This window comes from Streptosporangium sp. NBC_01810 (assembly GCF_035917355.1).
Classification (GTDB): Bacteria; Actinomycetota; Actinomycetes; order Streptosporangiales; family Streptosporangiaceae; genus Streptosporangium.
The window spans coordinates 395,019-411,388 of the sequence record NZ_CP109070.1 but is presented as its reverse complement, the minus strand read 5'-3'; the positions used below and the strand labels follow the sequence as shown (position 1 = coordinate 411,388).

Annotated in this window: 11 protein-coding genes; 6 read left to right on the top strand and 5 right to left on the bottom strand. The window is 69.5% G+C overall.

What is annotated here, in order from left to right; genetic code table 11:
- Positions 1-143: 143 nt before the first annotated feature.
- On the top strand, positions 144-953 hold the full coding sequence (locus OIE13_RS01870; RefSeq protein ID WP_326643779.1) for an SAM-dependent methyltransferase: 810 nt from the start codon (positions 144-146) through the stop codon (positions 951-953).
- A gap of 37 nt (positions 954-990) precedes the next feature.
- On the opposite strand, the gene OIE13_RS01865 is transcribed toward OIE13_RS01870, so the two are convergent.
- Positions 991-1,848, bottom strand: a complete 858-nt coding sequence (locus OIE13_RS01865; protein ID WP_326643781.1) for a 3-methyladenine DNA glycosylase — start codon at positions 1,846-1,848, stop codon at positions 991-993.
- A gap of 851 nt (positions 1,849-2,699) precedes the next feature.
- Between OIE13_RS01865 and OIE13_RS01860 the strand changes: the two genes are divergently transcribed.
- Genes OIE13_RS01860 through OIE13_RS01840 form a run of 5 tightly spaced genes read left to right on the top strand, consistent with a single transcriptional unit; the run spans position 2,700 to position 9,838 of the window.
- Positions 2,700-3,041, top strand: coding sequence for a CU044_2847 family protein (locus OIE13_RS01860; protein ID WP_326643783.1), 342 nt, complete (start codon positions 2,700-2,702; stop codon positions 3,039-3,041).
- Positions 3,038-3,973, top strand: coding sequence for an AAA family ATPase (locus OIE13_RS01855; protein WP_326643785.1), 936 nt, complete (start codon positions 3,038-3,040; stop codon positions 3,971-3,973). Before OIE13_RS01860 ends, OIE13_RS01855 begins: the two co-directional genes overlap by 4 nt.
- Positions 3,974-3,975: 2 nt before the next feature.
- Positions 3,976-5,724 (top strand): hypothetical protein, encoded by a 1,749-nt coding sequence (locus OIE13_RS01850; RefSeq protein WP_326643787.1) that lies wholly within the window; start codon positions 3,976-3,978, stop codon positions 5,722-5,724.
- Between the two features lie 5 nt (positions 5,725-5,729).
- Positions 5,730-7,043, top strand: coding sequence for a CHAT domain-containing protein (locus OIE13_RS01845; RefSeq protein WP_326646876.1), 1,314 nt, complete (start codon positions 5,730-5,732; stop codon positions 7,041-7,043).
- Positions 7,040-9,838, top strand: a complete 2,799-nt coding sequence (locus OIE13_RS01840) for a serine protease (protein WP_326829447.1) — start codon at positions 7,040-7,042, stop codon at positions 9,836-9,838. The genes OIE13_RS01845 and OIE13_RS01840 overlap by 4 nt, the downstream gene beginning before the upstream one ends.
- Positions 9,839-9,863: 25 nt before the next feature.
- Here the strand turns inward: OIE13_RS01840 and OIE13_RS01835 are convergent, their stop codons facing one another.
- The 4 genes from OIE13_RS01835 to OIE13_RS01820 are packed head-to-tail and all read right to left on the bottom strand — an operon-like array spanning position 9,864 to position 16,097.
- On the bottom strand, positions 9,864-11,657 hold the full coding sequence (locus OIE13_RS01835) for a hypothetical protein (protein WP_326643789.1): 1,794 nt from the start codon (positions 11,655-11,657) through the stop codon (positions 9,864-9,866).
- Between the two features lie 14 nt (positions 11,658-11,671).
- Positions 11,672-13,633, bottom strand: a complete 1,962-nt coding sequence (locus OIE13_RS01830; protein WP_326829446.1) for a hypothetical protein — start codon at positions 13,631-13,633, stop codon at positions 11,672-11,674.
- Positions 13,634-13,653: 20 nt separating this feature from the next.
- A complete protein-coding gene (locus tag OIE13_RS01825) occupies positions 13,654-14,652 on the bottom strand; it encodes a hypothetical protein (RefSeq protein ID WP_326829445.1) in 999 nt (332 codons plus the stop codon).
- Positions 14,653-14,675: 23 nt separating this feature from the next.
- Positions 14,676-16,097, bottom strand: coding sequence for a hypothetical protein (locus tag OIE13_RS01820; RefSeq protein ID WP_326643792.1), 1,422 nt, complete (start codon positions 16,095-16,097; stop codon positions 14,676-14,678).
- Positions 16,098-16,370: the final 273 nt, after the last annotated feature.

The following is a 16,370-nucleotide window of genomic DNA, read 5'->3' as shown; positions in this document are numbered from 1 at the left end:
GACCTTGTGGATTGCCTCCGTTGCTCATCGCAAAGAGATCTCTCGTGGCCTTCATACCTTGTTATGGCGGTGCACAGCCGCCGAGGCTTATGATCACTCTTGCACTGCTCTCGTCACCTCACCCCCCTCCGGAGTTCGAGCACATGGATGATCCTCTGATCCCCTGGCGCGGCGACCTGGCCGCGAAGATCCAGCCACATATTCCGCACGCGGCGCGGATCTGGAATTACTGGATGGGCGGCAAGGACAACTTCGAGGCGGACAGGGCGGCCGGCGACGCAGTCGCCGCGGTCTACCCCCAGATCGTGACGATGGCGGCGCAGTCGCGGAAGTTCCTCACCCGGGCGGTGCGTCACCTGGCCGCGGAGGCCGGAATCGACCAGTTCCTCGACATCGGCACCGGCCTGCCGACGATGCAGAACACCCACGAGGTGGCTCAGCAGGTCACGCCGCATGCGCGGATCGTCTACGTCGACAACGACCCCATGGTGCTGGTGCACGCCAGGGCGCTGCTGCGCAACACCACTCCGCAGGGTGTGACCGCCTATGTCGACGGTGACTATCACGAGCCCGAGTTGATCCTGGAGGACGCCCGCAACGTCCTGGACTTCACCCGGCCGATCGCCGTGATGTTCATGGGCGTCCTCGGTTATGTGGAGGACTTCGCGGTGATGCGCTCCATCGTCTCGCGCGTCATGGATGCCGTGCCCTCCGGCAGCTACCTGGTGCTCTGGGACGGGACCGACACGGGCGAGGCGGTCAACGAGGGCAGTGAGAAGCTCGCGGAGAGCGGAGCCGTGCCGTACTACCTGCGTCGGCTCGACCAGCTGGCCGAGTGCTTCGCGGATATGGAGCTGGTCGAGCCGGGGTTGGCGCCCATCACACGCTGGCGGCCCGACACCGACGACTCGCCCTGGATCGACGCGCACGGGGCTGTGGCGCGCAAGCCGTAGCCCGCCGACCGGGCCACGCTGCCGGGGCCGACGTCGGTCAGGCCAGGGCCAGCAGGCGGTCGCACTCCTCCAGCAGGCGTTGGCGGAGTGGAGCGGAGCGTTCGGTGAAGGCGCGCTGGGCGGTCGCGTACTCTGCGCGACCTTCGGCGGTCTCCACCTGGATCGGCCGGTAGCCCAGGGCGCTCAGGTCGTACGGGCTGGCCCGCATGTCCACGATCCGGATGTCGCGGGCGAGCGCGAAGCAGTCGGCGACCAGTTCGCTGCCGATCAGCGGCGACAGCTTGTAGGCCCACTTGTAGAGGTCCATGTTGGCGTGCAGACAACCCGGCTGCTCCAGCTCCCGCTGGCGTTCGCGGGTCGGCTGGATCACGTTGAGCGGGCGGGCGGGGGCGGTGAAGAACCGGAACGCGTCGAAGTGGCCGCACCGCACTCCGCGCTGGTCGACGACCTCCTCGATCCCCTCGGGAGAGAGCCGGAGCGGGAAGGAGGAGTGCCGGATCTCCGCCTCCGGCGTCCGGTAGACCATCGCCCACTCGTGCATCCCGAAGCAGCCCAGGTAGGGCGGACGGCTCGCGGTGGCGGCCAGCAGCTCCCTGGTCCAGCCGATCGCGGCCGTGCGCTGCGGCAGCACCAGCCCAAGGTCCAGCACCGCACCCTGCTCGCAGTCACGGTAGTTCGCCCCGAAGGAACTCGCCCCAGCCAGGACCACATCGGCCCCCGGGTGCCACCGCAGCAGGCGTCCCGGCCGGAAGCTGTAGTAGGTGAACAGGAAGTCCTCGACCGGATGGGCGACCCGCTCCTGGCCGCGGCGCAGATGCGGTTCGAGCCAGGTTCCGACCCGATCCCGGTGCGCCGAGGCCCGGCGCCGCCACTCCTGCTCGCTCAGCACTTCCATCCCCGCATCGTAGGAAAACCCAGCCGGTGAGCGGTAAACGGGGACTCTTCCGGTATCGCCGCTCGCGACCGGTCCATCCCGCTGAGCGACCGCCCGGCGATACCGTCGAGGAGCCGGCGCAGGCCGCGTCCGCGATCGTCCCGGTCCCGCTGATCCCCCGCCGCCGGCCTCGGACGGGGACGGCCGGGTGGTAAAGAGTTCGAACCACGCCGGTAAGTCTTCACCGCCGGGCGCATGGAAGGCGCCGATTGACCGATGAAAGAATGACGGGAAGCGGCGCGGGGCGACCCTCTTCGCCAGGACCGTGGGGAAGGCAATACCCGGGGTGAATAAATGAAAGCCGGATCCGGTGCGATCGGGCCGGGCTTTCTGACCGCACATCGTCGGATATCCAGACTGGCCACGAAAGGCCGGCGGCCGATCATCGCCACCAGATCCGGACTGGGCCGATATTTCGTATTATTACACCCTAAATACCCTTATAGATCTTCCCGACCATCCGCACCCCCCGCCCGCGCCGGTGGTGACCACGTGGGAGCGGAAGGCCCTCGACAGGCGGCCGATCTGCCCGGAGGTCCGCGCCGGCGGATCCGGTCGTCAACGCCTCCGCGGAACCGGAGGGCTGCCACAACCGCTTTCCCCGGCATGACCTGCCGGTGCGCTCCGCGGTCGAATACCGGACCCTTTATCCGAGCACCGGGCCGGGGCGAGAATCACCGCGATCCGGCTCCGCGGCGGGAAAGTACATCACCGGATACGCTGACGTACCCCCGGTATTTACGGCACAATCAGGGAGCCTGCCGAGTGGCGTTGAGAACGACGTTAATCTCCAGTGAGGTTTCATGGTTGTAGTGGCGGTTGAGAGCGCGTCCGGTCGCGGGACCATCAACATCGAGATCGACGAATTCGAAGCGAATGATCATGCGTCGATCTACGACGGCGACACCCGGGGAGCGTTGGAAAAACCTCTGGTGATCGGTCGCCACCTGTTCAGCGAGGCGATCCAGATGGTGACGGACTGCGCTTACGAGGTGGGCGACCAGATCGGTGCCATGGCGAAGGAGGCTCGTCCCGACGAGTTCGAGATGCAGCTCGCCGTGAAGGTCGACGGCAAGGTCGGCGCGAAGATCGTGGAGTTGGCCTCCGGGGCGCAGCTTCTGGTCACGCTGCGCTGGAGGAAGCCGGCTCCATGACCGAGGTGCGGATTCTGCCCTACAGCCACGTCGTCGGACAGGCGGACCTGCGCCGATGCCTGGAGCTGGCCTTCGTCGCGCCGGGCATCGGCGGCGTGCTGGTCAGCGGCGAGCGCGGCACGGCCAAGTCGACCACGGTGCGGTCCTTCAGCCTCATGGCCTACGGCGGGCTTCCGGTCACGCTGCCCATCAACGCCACGGAAGACCGCGTGCTGGGCGGCTGGAGCATCGACGCGCTGATGACGGGCAGGACCGAGCGGCAGCCGGGTCTGCTGGAAGCCGCCGACAAGCAGGGTCTCCTCTACATCGACGAGGTGAACCTCCTCGACGACCATCTGGTCAACATCATCCTGGACGTCACCTCGACCAATGTGCTCGTGGTCCACCGGGAAGGGCTCGACCGGCCGACGATCGCCGTCAAGTTCACGCTGGTCGGCACCATGAACCCGGAGGAGGGGTGGCTGCGCCCGCAGCTTCTTGACCGGTTCGGCCTGCTGGTGCCGGTCAGCGCCGAGACGGCGGTCGAACAGCGGCACGAGATCCTCCGCACGGTCCTGCGGTTCGAGGAGGAGATCGCCAAGCCGGGCTCCCCGTGGCTGGAGAAGGGGGCCGAGCAGGACCGGGAGATACGGAGGCGGCTTGACCTGGCCAAGACGAGGGTGGGCAAGGTGGAGATGCCGGACGAGATCCTCGGCCTCTGCTCCCGGATCTCGGCGAAGTTCGAGGTGGCCGGGCACCGCGGCGAGAAGGTGATGGCACTGGCCGCCAGAGCGCGGGCGGCGCTGGAAGGACACCGGATCGTCACCTCCGGCGACGTCCGCGCGGTCGCCGAGTTCGCCCTGGCGCATCGCCTTCCCGAGGCGGTGTACGGCGAGTCGATCAAGTGGACCGCCAAGGAGCGAGACCAGCTGGACACGATCATCCTGGGGTAACGATGGCCATGCCGACCGCGTCGCGAGTGAGGTACGCCCTGGCGTGCGCCGCGCTCGACCCACGGCTCCGCGGGGTGCTCCTGTTCGACCTGGAGCCCGCCCTGCTGCTCGACATCGGGCACTGGCTCGGCTCGCTCCTCGGGAATCCCCACCCGTACGTGCTGGGAACGTCGGCCGTCGCGGACAACGCGTGGATCGGCCTGTCCTCCAGGCCCACGTTCGGCGTCTCTCCGGGACCCCTGGTCGACAGCCCCGGCGCCCCTCCCCTCACCGTCCTCGTCTCCGATCTCGCGAAGCTCTCGCTCACCGGGCAGCGGGCCGCGATCACCCTGCTGGACGCCGACGTGGCCCACCTGGAGCGCGAAGGGCTCAGCGTGACCTGGGCGCCACGGACCCGGTGGGTGGCCGGCTGCGCCCGCGCCGACGTCGGCCGGATCCCGCCGCATCTGCTCGACCGCTTCCCCCTGCGCGTCGACGCCTCCGGGCTCCCCGCGGATCTGGAACCCCCAGCGGAGAAGTGGCGCCACGCGCTGGCCGGAGGCCGGCTGGCGACTGTACCCGACGAGGTGTCCAGAGGGGTTCTCGGCCGTACCGCGAGGGGCACGGCCGGTGCGCGCCGGGACCTCGCCCTCGCCAGGATCGGCCGGGCGCTGGCAACCCTCGACAGCCGTACCTGGACCACGAACGCCGACGTCGAGCAGGCGGCGTCACTGCTGCGCCTCCCCCCACCACTCGATCGGGGTCACCGCGACGACTCCGGGGGCGGCGTCGCCCGCGGGCGGCACGATCCCGAAGAGGGCGGCGGAGCCGGAAGGCGCGGCGGGAAGGAGCCGTCCCCCTCGGCGCGAGCGGACGGGTTCAACGTCGCGGCCCCGGCTCCCGCCCAGCCGCTCGCTCCGGGCCCCGTCTCCCCCGCCGACCCCGGCGGCCCCTACCCCGAGGACGACACCGAGCCGGAACGAGACCCGGGGTCGCTTCGCTCGCAGACCACGCGGCACTCCTCGTCGCGGCCGAGCCACGGCAGGTCCATCGGGTCACGGCCGGGCGCCTTCGGCGACCTGGCGATCGTCGCCACCATCCTCGGCGCCGCTCCCCTGCAGGCCGGGCGGTGTGAGGATCACTACTCGCGCCCGCCGCACCCCCTGCACCTGATCCCGCCGGACCTGAGGGTCCATCGCCGTAGCGCCGACCCGGCCAGGCTCCTGGTCCTCGTCCTCGATCACACCTGCAGGGCGGGCTGGAACTGGCTCGACGCCCTGGCCCCCTACCTGCAGTGGGCCTATACCGGCAGGGCCGGCGTCTCCGTGATCGAGGTCGGCGCGGCGGGCGTCGCCAACGAGCTCCGCGCCCAGCGGTTCAGCGCGTCCAGCCTGCTCGACCCTCGGGTCGTACGAGCCCTGGAACGGCCCGTGGGCCGCTGCACCCCACTCGCGCACGGACTCGACCTGGCCGTCGAGACACTGCGCCACCGGCTCCACCTGGGGAGGGTGCCCGCCGACGACGTGCTGCTCGTCATCGTCACCGACGGGCGCGGCAACATCCCGTTGCGCGCGAGCGCGACGGGCGAGCTGCCCGACCGCGTCGGCAGCGAGGGAGTGGAGGACGCGCTGGCGATGGCACGAGAACTGAGCAGGATGAAACGGATCCACGCCGTCGTCCTCGATCCCGGCCCCAGACCGGGCGCGGCTCTGACCCGCGCGCTGGCCGAGGCCTGCGGCGCCCGGCTCCAGCAGGGTGGTGAGCCACGGTGAACGGCATGCCGAACGGGCTGCGCAGGGCACTACTCAGCGGCGGACGTCCCTTCAACCCGCGCGCCGCCGGCCCCCCGCGGGCACAGGCTCCCTCGAAGGGGGACCCCGGGGCGGCGGAGGCACGGGTTCCGCCGGTCGGCGGCGCCGGGGCGGGAGTCACCAAGATGGCCCCCCTCCCCCCGGCCCCCATCGATCCCACCGCCGGTCTGCCCCCCAGGACCGCCCGCCTGAACGTGTGGCGGGAGAGCGGCACCGGCAGGGAGAGCTACGGACTCGCCGGGGTCTGCTGCTGCGGCATCGCGCTCACCTACCAGAAGCAGCCGCAACAGGTGAAACCTTCCAGGCTGACCCTGGGAGACCTCATCCACGGCGGCGCCGGCGGGGAATCTCCGACCAAGACGTTCCTGCGCCTCATCAGCTGGTCCAAGGACGCCAGCGAGGGTCTCAAGGGCTTTCTCTCCGAGATCCGCCGGGCGCACGGCGACGACGTCCGTATGATCATCGAGGATGTCACGGGCTACGACCTCCCCTGGGAATTACTGCGGCACCGCGACAGGGGCCTGGCCGGTGAGTGGCTGGGCGCGCTGTTTCCGATCGCCCGCTCGGTGGGGACACCTCCCTCGGCGGTGACCAGATGCACCGGCGAGATCCTCGCTTATGTCGCTCCCGACATGGCGGGCGACCGTGCCCTGCTGGATCGATTCCCGATGCCCACCAGGGACGTCACCCTCAAGGGCCTGCTGAATCTGCTGGACGCGGAGGGCGGCCCCGTCTCGCTGGTCTACGTGGCCTGCCACGGAAGGTACGGGAAGACCGGCACACCCCACTCCGGGACAGAGATCAAACTCATCGAGGGCTCTCGCGGCTCGAAGCGCGGGATCAGCCTCCGCGAGATCCACGCGCACGACCTGCTCCGCCTGGAACAGACCGGCGGACTCGTCTTCCTCAACGCCTGCCACTCCGCCAGGGAAAAGGTCGACCCCGACCTCGACAACACCACGCTGCGCAGCTTCGCCAGGGTCTTCCTCGACGCGGGGGCCTCCGGGTTCATCGGGACCATGGGAGAGGTCGGCCGGGAGCACGGGTACGACCTGGCGAAGAGCCTGCTCGACGCGTTCACCGGGAACCCCGGCACGCCCGTGGTCGTGGCCCTGCGCGACTATCGGAGAAAAGTCGCGGCCCCGATCGTGGGCGTCCCCGGTGAGGACGACGAGGAGGCCGCCGCACAGCTGCTCCCGTTCTTCTACGCCTTCATGTACGCGTACTTCGGAAGCCCGGAGACCACCCTGGGGCCGGCGCCGCGCGAGGAGACCCGGTGAGTCCGCCCACCATCCAGCTGGAGCCCCTGGTCAGCTGGCCCCGGGCCATGACAGTGGGCCAGGAGTACCTGGTCACGGTGGATCTCAGGCTCGCGCGGCCCGGCGACGAGTGGCCGTACCGGGAAGAGGAGTTCGCCTTCAGCTGCATGCTCGACGGCGGGGAGCGAATCGCCGTCGAGTCGGTGGACGACATCTCGGTGATCCTCCACCGGTTCGGTGGCACGTACGGGCCTGCCCGGTTCGTCGTGACCGCGCGGGGAGACGCGGGGGATCACGAGCTCCGGCTCAGCCTCAGCACCCAGAGGGGTGCCACCGTCAGGACCGACACCCTGCCCGTGCGCATCACCGCGCTCGCGTCCGGAGCGGAGGATCGTCACGTCGATTTCCAGGCCGTACCCGGGAAGCCCTGGCCGGGGAACCGGTCGGGAAAGGAGGGGACCTGGGTCGCCGCGATCCATCGGGGAGACGATCCGGCGCCGGTGGGCGCCGGAGTGTTCGTCGGCGAGAACCGGGTGCTGACCTGCGCCCACGGCATCCCGCCCGGTCGCCGGACCGCGGACCGGTTGTGGGTGACCTTCCCCAGGGCGAACGGGCCGACGCGCCGGTACGGCGCCTCGGTGATCTCGGGGGCGGGAGCCTCGGGCGCCTCGGGTGACCTGGCGGTCCTGCTGCTCGCGGAGACCCCCTCGCCCCAGGTGGTCGCGGCGCCCGTACGGCTGGACGAAGTGGACGACCTGGTGGGGCGGCGGTGGTCGGCGGTGGGGCTGCCCGACGACGAGGGCCGGAGCGTGATCGTCAAGGGGGTCATGGACCTCGCGCCCGCCCATGGGAGCGTCACGCTGACCACCGACCCCGGCCATCGGCTGGATCCCGGCCTCAGCGGCGCCGCGGTGTGGTCGCCGGGCTACGGAGCCGTCATCGGAATGGTCACGAAGGTCGGCGGGCCGGGCAGCGGTGTGGCGATCACGATGCGAGAGGTGAACGCGCTGCTTCCCGGCCAGCTCCCCGAGGCGCGTGGCAGGAGAATCGGCGGCCAGGGCTGGAAGAGCCGCCTGACCCCGCAGGTACGCACCGGCGTCGTGCCGGAGGTACGCACCGGCGTCGTGCCGGAGGTACGCACCGGCGTCGTGCCGGACCACGACGACGGTGTCCCGCCGCGTCCTGACGCCGGACTGCTGGACAGCCTGCTGGGCGACCAGGCCGGGCAACCCGCTCCCGCCCGGCGGGAGCGGGCAGATGTGATCTTCGCCATCGAGATGTCCGGGAGGGACGAAGCCGTCCTGCGACGTCGGCGGCTGACGGCGGCCACGATCGAACAGCTGATGGCCAGATACCCCGGCGAGGTGAACGTGGCGGTCATCGGCTACACCTACCACGACTACAACCGCCGTGGCGACGGGCGCCGGCCCGTGGTCAGCGGCTCCTGGCTGGAGCCCGCGGAGGACGCTCTGGCCTCACTGGCGAGTCTGGAATCGACGTCGGTGAGCTTCCCGGGGGCGGCACCCCTGGAAGACGCCCTGCATCACATCGAGCGCCGCCTTTCCCCCGGCGACCCGGGCCACCCCGTCGTCCTGCTGGTACTGGCGAGGCAGCCGCCCCATCCGGTCAGGGCCAGCCGCGACGCGGCGCTCCCGTGCCCGAACCGCTACGACCACCGGGAGCTGACCGATCGGCTCGCCGATCGCGGGGTGCGCCTCATGACCGTCACCGACGACGCACCCGGCCGTACGTCCCCGCACCTGCGAAGGCTCGGTGTCGATCACTCCGTGGAACTGCGGCGGGCCGATCCTGCCGCCCTCGTGGACGCGATGGCCATACAGCACGTCGCACCCGCCAGGAGAGCGGCGCCCACCCGCAGGATCACGGCCGAGCACGGTGCGGTGCCCGAACCCGGCCGGCGCGTGCGCCGCGTTGGGCTGCTGGGCCCCGCGGGCAGCGGTAAGACGACCTTTCTCGGCGCGCTCAACATGGCGGTCATGCGCCACGACGCCGGCCTGTCGCTGCTGGGCGCCGACAGCGCGGCGACCGATCGGCTCGTCGCACTCACCGACACGCTGGTACGGGGACGCAGGTTCCCCCCGGCGAACATCACGCTGGATGGCACGGAGCTGACATTCCGGGGAAAGCGGCTGTCCCGGGGCTTCTTGGGAAGGCGCCGCGAGACCGACTTCACTCTCCATCTCAGCGTCATGACCACCTCCGGCGGGCAGCGCGAGGACATGGCGCGGTGGCTGGCCGGCTGCGATGACCTGGTCTATCTCTTCGACCCCCTCGGTGAGTCGGGGTGGGACGACGCCTCCGGCTTTTTCCTGGGCACGCTGCCACAGCTCGGCCCGCACCTCGACGCGGCCGGCCGCCTACCGCACCGTCTCGCGGTCTGCCTGACCAAGTTCGACGACTTCAAGGTGCTGGAGACGGCGAAGCGGCTGAGGCTGCTGGCCACCGACCCCGAGGATCCCCTCGGGTTTCCCCTGGTGACCGACGATGACGCGAAAGAGCTGTTCCAGCAGCTGTGCAGGATATCCGGGGCCACGGACATGGTGCCGAATGCCATCGCTCGTTTCTTCCATGAGGACCGGATCAGATACTTCGTGACCTCGTCGATCGGCTTCTACGTCAGCCCCAGGAACGAGTACTTCGACATGGACGACTATCAGAATCTCGTTCCGGCGGAGTCCGGACCCGCGGGCGGCCAGCCGGTCTCCGGCACCGGGTACAACACCGAGGCCCGGATACGCGGCGAAGTACATCCGATCAATGTGGTGAAGCCGTTCCTCTGGCTGGCACAGCCGTGAGAAGGACCGGTCTCCTTTCCAGGATCTAAGCGCGCTTGCGGTACGTGAACCCGAGGCGGCGCAGGAGTGAGGGGTCGGCGTCGGGCTCCTCCGGCTTGGGAACGCGCGTCCACGACGGGTCGGCAGGCTCCGGGGTGTCGTGCTCGGCCTGGAACTTCTCGAAGGTCTTTGCAGTGATACCCCCCTGGCTGAGAAGCGCGCGGAAGACGAGTTGGGTGAGCAGCCGGTGGGCGGGGGCGTCGCACAGCAGTGCGAGCGCGGCGAGCAGCGGCACCGACAACACCTCGGCGTGAGAGGTGAAAGCCTCCCGCAACTCGTCGGAGTCGAGGGATGCGCCGTAGTCGGCCACCAGCAGGACGAGGCACCTCTCGAACTGGCTGTCCACGTCGGTCCCGTCGAGCCGCCCGATCGCGGCCGTGAGCCGTGCGCGGCCTCGCAGCGCCGCGCCGATGGCGGCCCGCTGGCGAGGCTCGGACCAGCGGGCCGCGAGCTCCGAGCACACGAGCCGCACCACGGGCGCGTCGATCGGCTCCCGCTCCCCCGCGTCGACCAGTTCCCCGACGGACAGCGACGCGAGGACCGGCGCGGACCGGCGCGGGTCGAGGCGGCCGGCGAGCCTCAACGTGACGGTCGGATCAGCCGCCGGCATCCGGGACAGCGCGGTCAGCAGCCGTGCGGGGATCGGATCCACGTCCGCAAGGATCCGGTCGAGCCCGTCGACGGTGAGCTCGGGCCCGTAGGCCACGCTCAGTACCAGATCGTAGAGATGCTCCTGAACCGCCGGGACCAGGGCGGGACTCGGGACAAGGAGGCCGCGGTCGCTGACGATATTGCGCCGGCGGCGCACGCTGCCGTTCACGGCGGCCGAATCCCGCAGCGCGTCGAGCCGGGCCAGGTGACCGGGGATCAGGCCTGCCTGCCCGTACTCGATGCTGTCGGCGCAGGCGATCAACAGGTCGTCGATCGACGTGGGGGAGGGCTCCGCGCCGGACTCCGCGATCGGCAGGACGGCCGCCAGGGTCTCCGTGGAGAACGCTCTCTGCTCGGTCTCATGGGAGAACCGCGCGATCAGCCCGGCGAGCCCTCTCTCTTTCCTGCTCGTCAGCATGTCGTGATACCGGTGGGCGACGTCGTGGCTCTCGGGAATGCTCACCTCCTGCCTCCAGACGATGTTGAACGCCTTCTCCGACGGGTACTCGGCGAAGAACAGCCTGCTCCGGTGCTCGGCCGCGAGAGGTGCCCAGGTCGAGGCGATCAGCTTGGTCCTGAAGCCGTACGGGAGCAGCGCGGCCACCGTGTCCAGGAACCGGAGCCGGTCGAGCAGCGACGCTCCGCCGCCTTCGACGACGCAGACCCGCTGCCCGGTGAGCAGGAGGGCCGCCGCGCCCATGGCGGTCTGACCCACGGCCGCGGCGGTGGCCTCGACGTCCAGTGCCGGTGGGTCGACGACGAGCGGGGCACCGTCGGGCGGCAGTGCCTGACCCTCCAGCGCCCGATAAAGCCGCTCGTAGGAGACGGGGCCGAGGGCGGCCTGCGCGTAGGGCACGCAGAAGCAGCGGGTGACCGCTATTCCCCGGCCCAGCCCGTCGTACGCGCCGGACCACTCCTGGACGGCCAGGAAGATGTGCGCGGCCTCGCCGGCGCCCGCCCTGGCGATCGTCACCTGGGGGAGCTCCCTGGGGGTCGCCTTCGCGTATCGGTCGACGAGCTGGGAGAAGCCTGAGCGGCCGATCCGTCCCTGGCTGCAGGACAGGACGTCGTGCGTGTCCTTGCTTCCCGGAGGCACGCCCCACAGTGCCCACTCGGCTGTTATCAGCATGACCGGCCGCCCGCTCAGGAACCCGGGATGCGCGGGATGAGCATGAAGAACTCCACCAGCGCGATGATCGCGAGCACGATGATCGCGAAGTACAGGGTCAGGGTCGGGACGAGAGGTTTGCCCCTGTTGCCCCGGCGCCGGTGGCCGAACCACCTCTTCCGTGGGGGATCGGCGGCGGTCAGATGGCTCATGCCGGACTGGGATTCGAGCAGCCGCTTCTCCACCTGCTCGACGATCTCGCGCTCGAGCCCCGAGTCGCGCACGAGGTTGATGACGGACTTCTTCAGAGCCTCCCCCGCGCCCGTACCGAACCGGAACACCGCGGCGGCGACCAGCATCGCCGACCGTCCGCCCGGTGAGCGGAAGACCTCCTCGAACGCCTTGGGGTGTAGTTCCTGCCCGTAAGCCGCCCCCAGCAGATCGCAGAGCCGGTCGAACTGGGCTCGGTCCCCTGCCGGATGAAGCGCGCTGAGCGCGTCGGTGAGGTAGTGGTGCTCGCGCAGAGCCTCGGCGATCTCCGGGTCCTCGGCATTGCCACCGCCCCGCTTGACGAGTTCGTCACAGGTGATCTTCACCACCCGCATGTCGTAGGGCCGCCGCGCGGCCACCGCGACCAGTTCCCTGGTCTGCAGCGGCCTGAGCGTCTCCTCCAGCTCCTCCCGGCCCAGTTCGTACGCCGTTTTCATGGAGGCGACCGGATCGGGAGGGGGCCTGCGAACGATCGCCGTCGTCGCCGCCCTGGCCGGCTGAACCACACTCTGGGTGGTCCCGCCCAGCTGCGCGGGCGTGTCCGCCAAACCGTATCCGGCCATCCGGATCACCGCGTGCAGAAAAGCCTCCAGCTCCTCGGGCAGGCTGCCTTTCGGCAACAGCAGCTGCCGGTCCCTGATGATCTTCTGGTAGCGGGCCCGCTCGGCATCCGAGATCGTCAGCCCAAGGCTCGTGACGACGCCGTCCAGCCTGGCGAGAACGTCCCTGATCTCAGCCGTCCTCCCGCGTTCGAGGACATCGGCGCACTCGGTCAGCAGCCCTTCCACCGTCTCCTGGGCGGCGGGCACCTGAGCGGGCACTTGAGCGGGCGGCTGTGCGGGCGGCTGTGCGGGCGGGGGCATGAGTGCCGGTAGGGGCGAGGGGTTGAACCCCCGGAGCAGGTCCAGCACGCGGGATCTACCGTTCTTGCCGAACGTGAGCGGTTCGGTCCGCGCGGCGAGCCAGTCGACCAGCTTGGCGTCCGGAGCGTGGCGCCCCAGCAGGGTGAGGTAGCGGTACGCGTCTTCCTCGTGACGGGGGATCTCCGCCAGTTGTCCCCAGGCGACCGGGTACGTCCTGGCCGGGACGTGCTGAGTGAACGCGAGCCTGATCTTGTGGTCGGCGGTGCTGCTGGCCCAGGTGGACGCCGTCAGCCTCGCGCGCATACCGTACGGGAGCAGCGCGGCCACCGTGTCGAGGAATCGCAGGCGCTCGATCGTCGGAACGGCCTCGCCGTCCACGACGCAGACGTGCTGACCGGTCATGAGCAGCGCGGCCGTGGTCATGGCCGTCCCGTCGATCCTCGCCGCCACCGCGCCGGAGTCGAGCGTGGGAACGGGGACGACGAGCTGCCTGTCCGTGGTCAGCGAGCACATCCCGAGAACGTGGTAGAGATCTTCGTAGGACACGGGGTGGGGAGGCTGGGTGATGCGGGCGTACGGCACGCAGAAGTAGTGGGTGCGGGCGATCCTGCGATGCCGCCTGTCTTCCTCGTCCGACCACGTCTGGATGGCCAGGACCAGATGCGCGTCGTCACCGCTGCCCACCCACGCGGTCGTCACCTGGGGCAATTTCTCCGGGGTGCCGATCGTGTAGACCGTTCTGATCTCCTCGAAGTCGTCGCGGCTGAGCAACCCCTGGCTGCAGGCGAGGATCTTGTAGTCGTCACCGCTGCCGGGGAGCTTCCCCCCCACCGCCCATTCGAACGGCAGTTGCACCGTGCTCATCGGCCAGTCCTCCTGATCGGCTACGGCACGGAAATCCGCTGCCCGAGCCAGAGCATCGGCTCCATCACATTGATCGGACGCACTTCGCCGCGTATCCGAATCTCGGTGTTGTACCTGGTGTCGGAGACCGGTTGACCGTCCGTCGGCTTGGACACCGTCGGGACAAGGTTTTGATAATCATCCATGTCGAAAAGCTTGTTCCTGGGGCCGACGTAGAAACCAATCGACGAGGTGACAAAGTACCTAATTCGGTCTTCACGGAAAAATCGCCCAATAGCATTCAGTACCATATCCGCGTTTCCGCTGGCCGATACCCTGCACAGCTGCTGGAACAGCTCTTTCGCGTCCTCGTCGGCCACCCGGGGAAAACCGAAGGGATCCTCGGGGTCGGTCGTCAGCAGCCTCAGCCGCTTCGCCGTCTCCAGCACCTTGAAGTCGTCGAACTTGGTGATGCAGACCGCGAGATAGTGCGGCAGCCTGCCGTCGGTCACCTCGGACCCGGCGATCACCTGCTCGGCGAGCTGGGCCAGCACCCCGTAGAGATATTCGAACGCGTCGCCGTCCTCGTTCTCCCTGATGGGATCGAAGAGGAAGAGGATGCCCCTGCTGTGCACCAGGTTGCGGAGCAAGTCCTGCTGGGAGGCGCGACCGCCCCCTTCCTTGTCGCCGAAGGCCCCGCCGGGCGGGTCGAGCGGATTGATGCCGATCTTGAGGGCGCGGGCCATCCTCGACCTGCGGAACCAGCGTGCACGCCGACGCTCGGGCTGCCCGACCAGGAACCAGTTGTAGTTGTCCAGACCCTGTGTCGCCGGAGGGAACACCTTGTCCCGCGACAACGCCGTGGTCTTCTCCGTCAGAAAGCTGGTGGACTGGGCATCCGCGCCCACGATGCTCCAGTTGCCCTCCTGGCGGAGCAGGGCGATGTTGAGCGCGGCGAGAAGCGTGGTCTTACCACTGCCCGGAGCACCCCACATCGCGATGTTGGGCAGCGAACGCCCGGATCCGGCCTCGGGAGCCATACGCTGCCCGCTCCATATGTTCGTCATGGCACCTCGATCAGGGGGAAGGGGATCGATTGGTCTGGAGGCGCCGCCAGGCCGAGCTCGGCGCCGAACTCGCGGATGTCCAGGGCGTCCAGCCAGGTCAGCGCCGTCGCGCCCAGACGGGACCAGACGGGGTCGGCCTTCCCCACGTCCCGGTCGCAGATCGCTCCGAACGCCATGCCCGGATACTGTTCGAGCCGGTGCAGCAGCGCGCGCCAGTCGTGCCGGTGCGGGCAGGGCAGGATCCTCCCGTTCACCCTGGCCGGATGCGGCGACCGATCGCCGACCGTGAGCAGCACCGTCCGCTCGGCCTCTCCCGCGGCGATCCGGCCGGCCACCACGGCCAGCATGTCCTCCAGCTGCGCGCCGTGCGGGTGGCCTTCCGGCGCCGGATCGCGTTCCTCCAGGCGGGTCAGCGAGGTCAGGGCGTGCCCGGGAGAGACCAGCCAGTCCACGACCTCGACCTTCCCCTCGGGAACCCTTCGGTCGTAGGAGTGCGCGCCGTAGGTGACCAGTGACACCTGGAGATGGCCGGAAGAACCCGCGGACACCGTCGCGATCATCTGGCGGAGGCGGTCGAGCCGCTTCACGATGTCACCTGGGGCACCGCTGGTCTCGACCGCGCAGATCAGGTGCTGCGAGCCGGTCCGGGTGTCGACCCGGCGCGGCACCGCGGCGACCAGGTCGGCCCAGCTACGGTCGTCCTGCGCCAGGCCCGGCAGGCCGAGGAGACGAACCCGGCCCGGCCTCTCCAGCTCGACCAGGAAATCGTAACGGCCCGGGACGAGCCTCGCCGACTGGAGCGACAGCAGCAGCGGCCTGCGGCCCCAGGCCACCACGGCGAAGGCGGTGCCCCTCTCGTCACCCGCCTCGCAGCGCACGGTGACCTCGGCGACCGCGCCGGGCCGTGCCCCGATGGCGAACAGCCGATGGGCGGCGAGTTCGAACCCGCCCGTCACCACGCTCCGCTCCAGCACGACCAGCTCGTACGGGCGGTCCAGCGGGTCGTTCAGGAGCACCTCGCGCAGCAGCGCGTCGACCCGCACGTCCGCCTGGACGAAAGCCATCGCCTCCGGGCGTGCCGCGTGCAGCCAGGCCAGCGCCTGTCCGGCCAGTGGACTGTCCGGGAAGGAGCACACCAGGATCAGCGCGGCGTGGGAGTGGACGCCCGCGGCGCGGATGACGGCTTCCTCGGTGGGGTCCTGCGTGGGGTTGTCCCACCCGCGCTCACCCGCCAGAGAGGTCCACGGAATCACCGGGTCGAACCGGCAGCGCGGCCTGCCCAGGTCGTCGCGGCGCAGGTCGAAAGTGGTGATGCCGTCGGCGGCCACCTCCACCAAGGTCAGCCGCCTGGACTCGTCGAGTCCGGCGACCGCCCCGGCGAGGGCCTTGCGGAGCAGAACCTCACCCGGCTCGGTCACCTGAAGGCCTCCGTAACGCGTCTAAAGAAAGGCATGGACCACTGTCGGCGCGACGGCTCCGCCACCCGGCAATCCCCTCGACGAATTCCCGAACACCTGCGGTGTAATTTTCTTTCCGTCTTTTGTCAGCGTCGCATCGATCCCACAACGACCACCTCCGGGACGTCCCACGGACTTGATTTCCCTGCGGTATAAGGAATCACACCTTACAGAATTATAATAGTGTCCATGTCGTGGCGACGTTCCCAGCTCATGATCTAAAGTTCATAACCG

Bases quoted from the DNA above. Each gene is read 5' to 3' on its own strand.
- OIE13_RS01870 (WP_326643779.1), top strand. From the start codon at position 144: ATGGATGATCCTCTGATCCCCTGGCGCGGCGACCTGGCCGCGAAGATC.
- OIE13_RS01865 (WP_326643781.1), bottom strand. From the start codon at position 1,848: ATGGAAGTGCTGAGCGAGCAGGAGTGGCGGCGCCGGGCCTCGGCGCAC.
- OIE13_RS01855 (WP_326643785.1), top strand. From the start codon at position 3,038: ATGACCGAGGTGCGGATTCTGCCCTACAGCCACGTCGTCGGACAGGCG.
- OIE13_RS01850 (WP_326643787.1), top strand. From the start codon at position 3,976: ATGGCCATGCCGACCGCGTCGCGAGTGAGGTACGCCCTGGCGTGCGCC.
- OIE13_RS01845 (WP_326646876.1), top strand. From the start codon at position 5,730: ATGCCGAACGGGCTGCGCAGGGCACTACTCAGCGGCGGACGTCCCTTC.
- OIE13_RS01835 (WP_326643789.1), bottom strand. From the start codon at position 11,657: ATGCTGATAACAGCCGAGTGGGCACTGTGGGGCGTGCCTCCGGGAAGC.
- OIE13_RS01830 (WP_326829446.1), bottom strand. From the start codon at position 13,633: ATGAGCACGGTGCAACTGCCGTTCGAATGGGCGGTGGGGGGGAAGCTC.
- OIE13_RS01825 (WP_326829445.1), bottom strand. From the start codon at position 14,652: ATGGCTCCCGAGGCCGGATCCGGGCGTTCGCTGCCCAACATCGCGATG.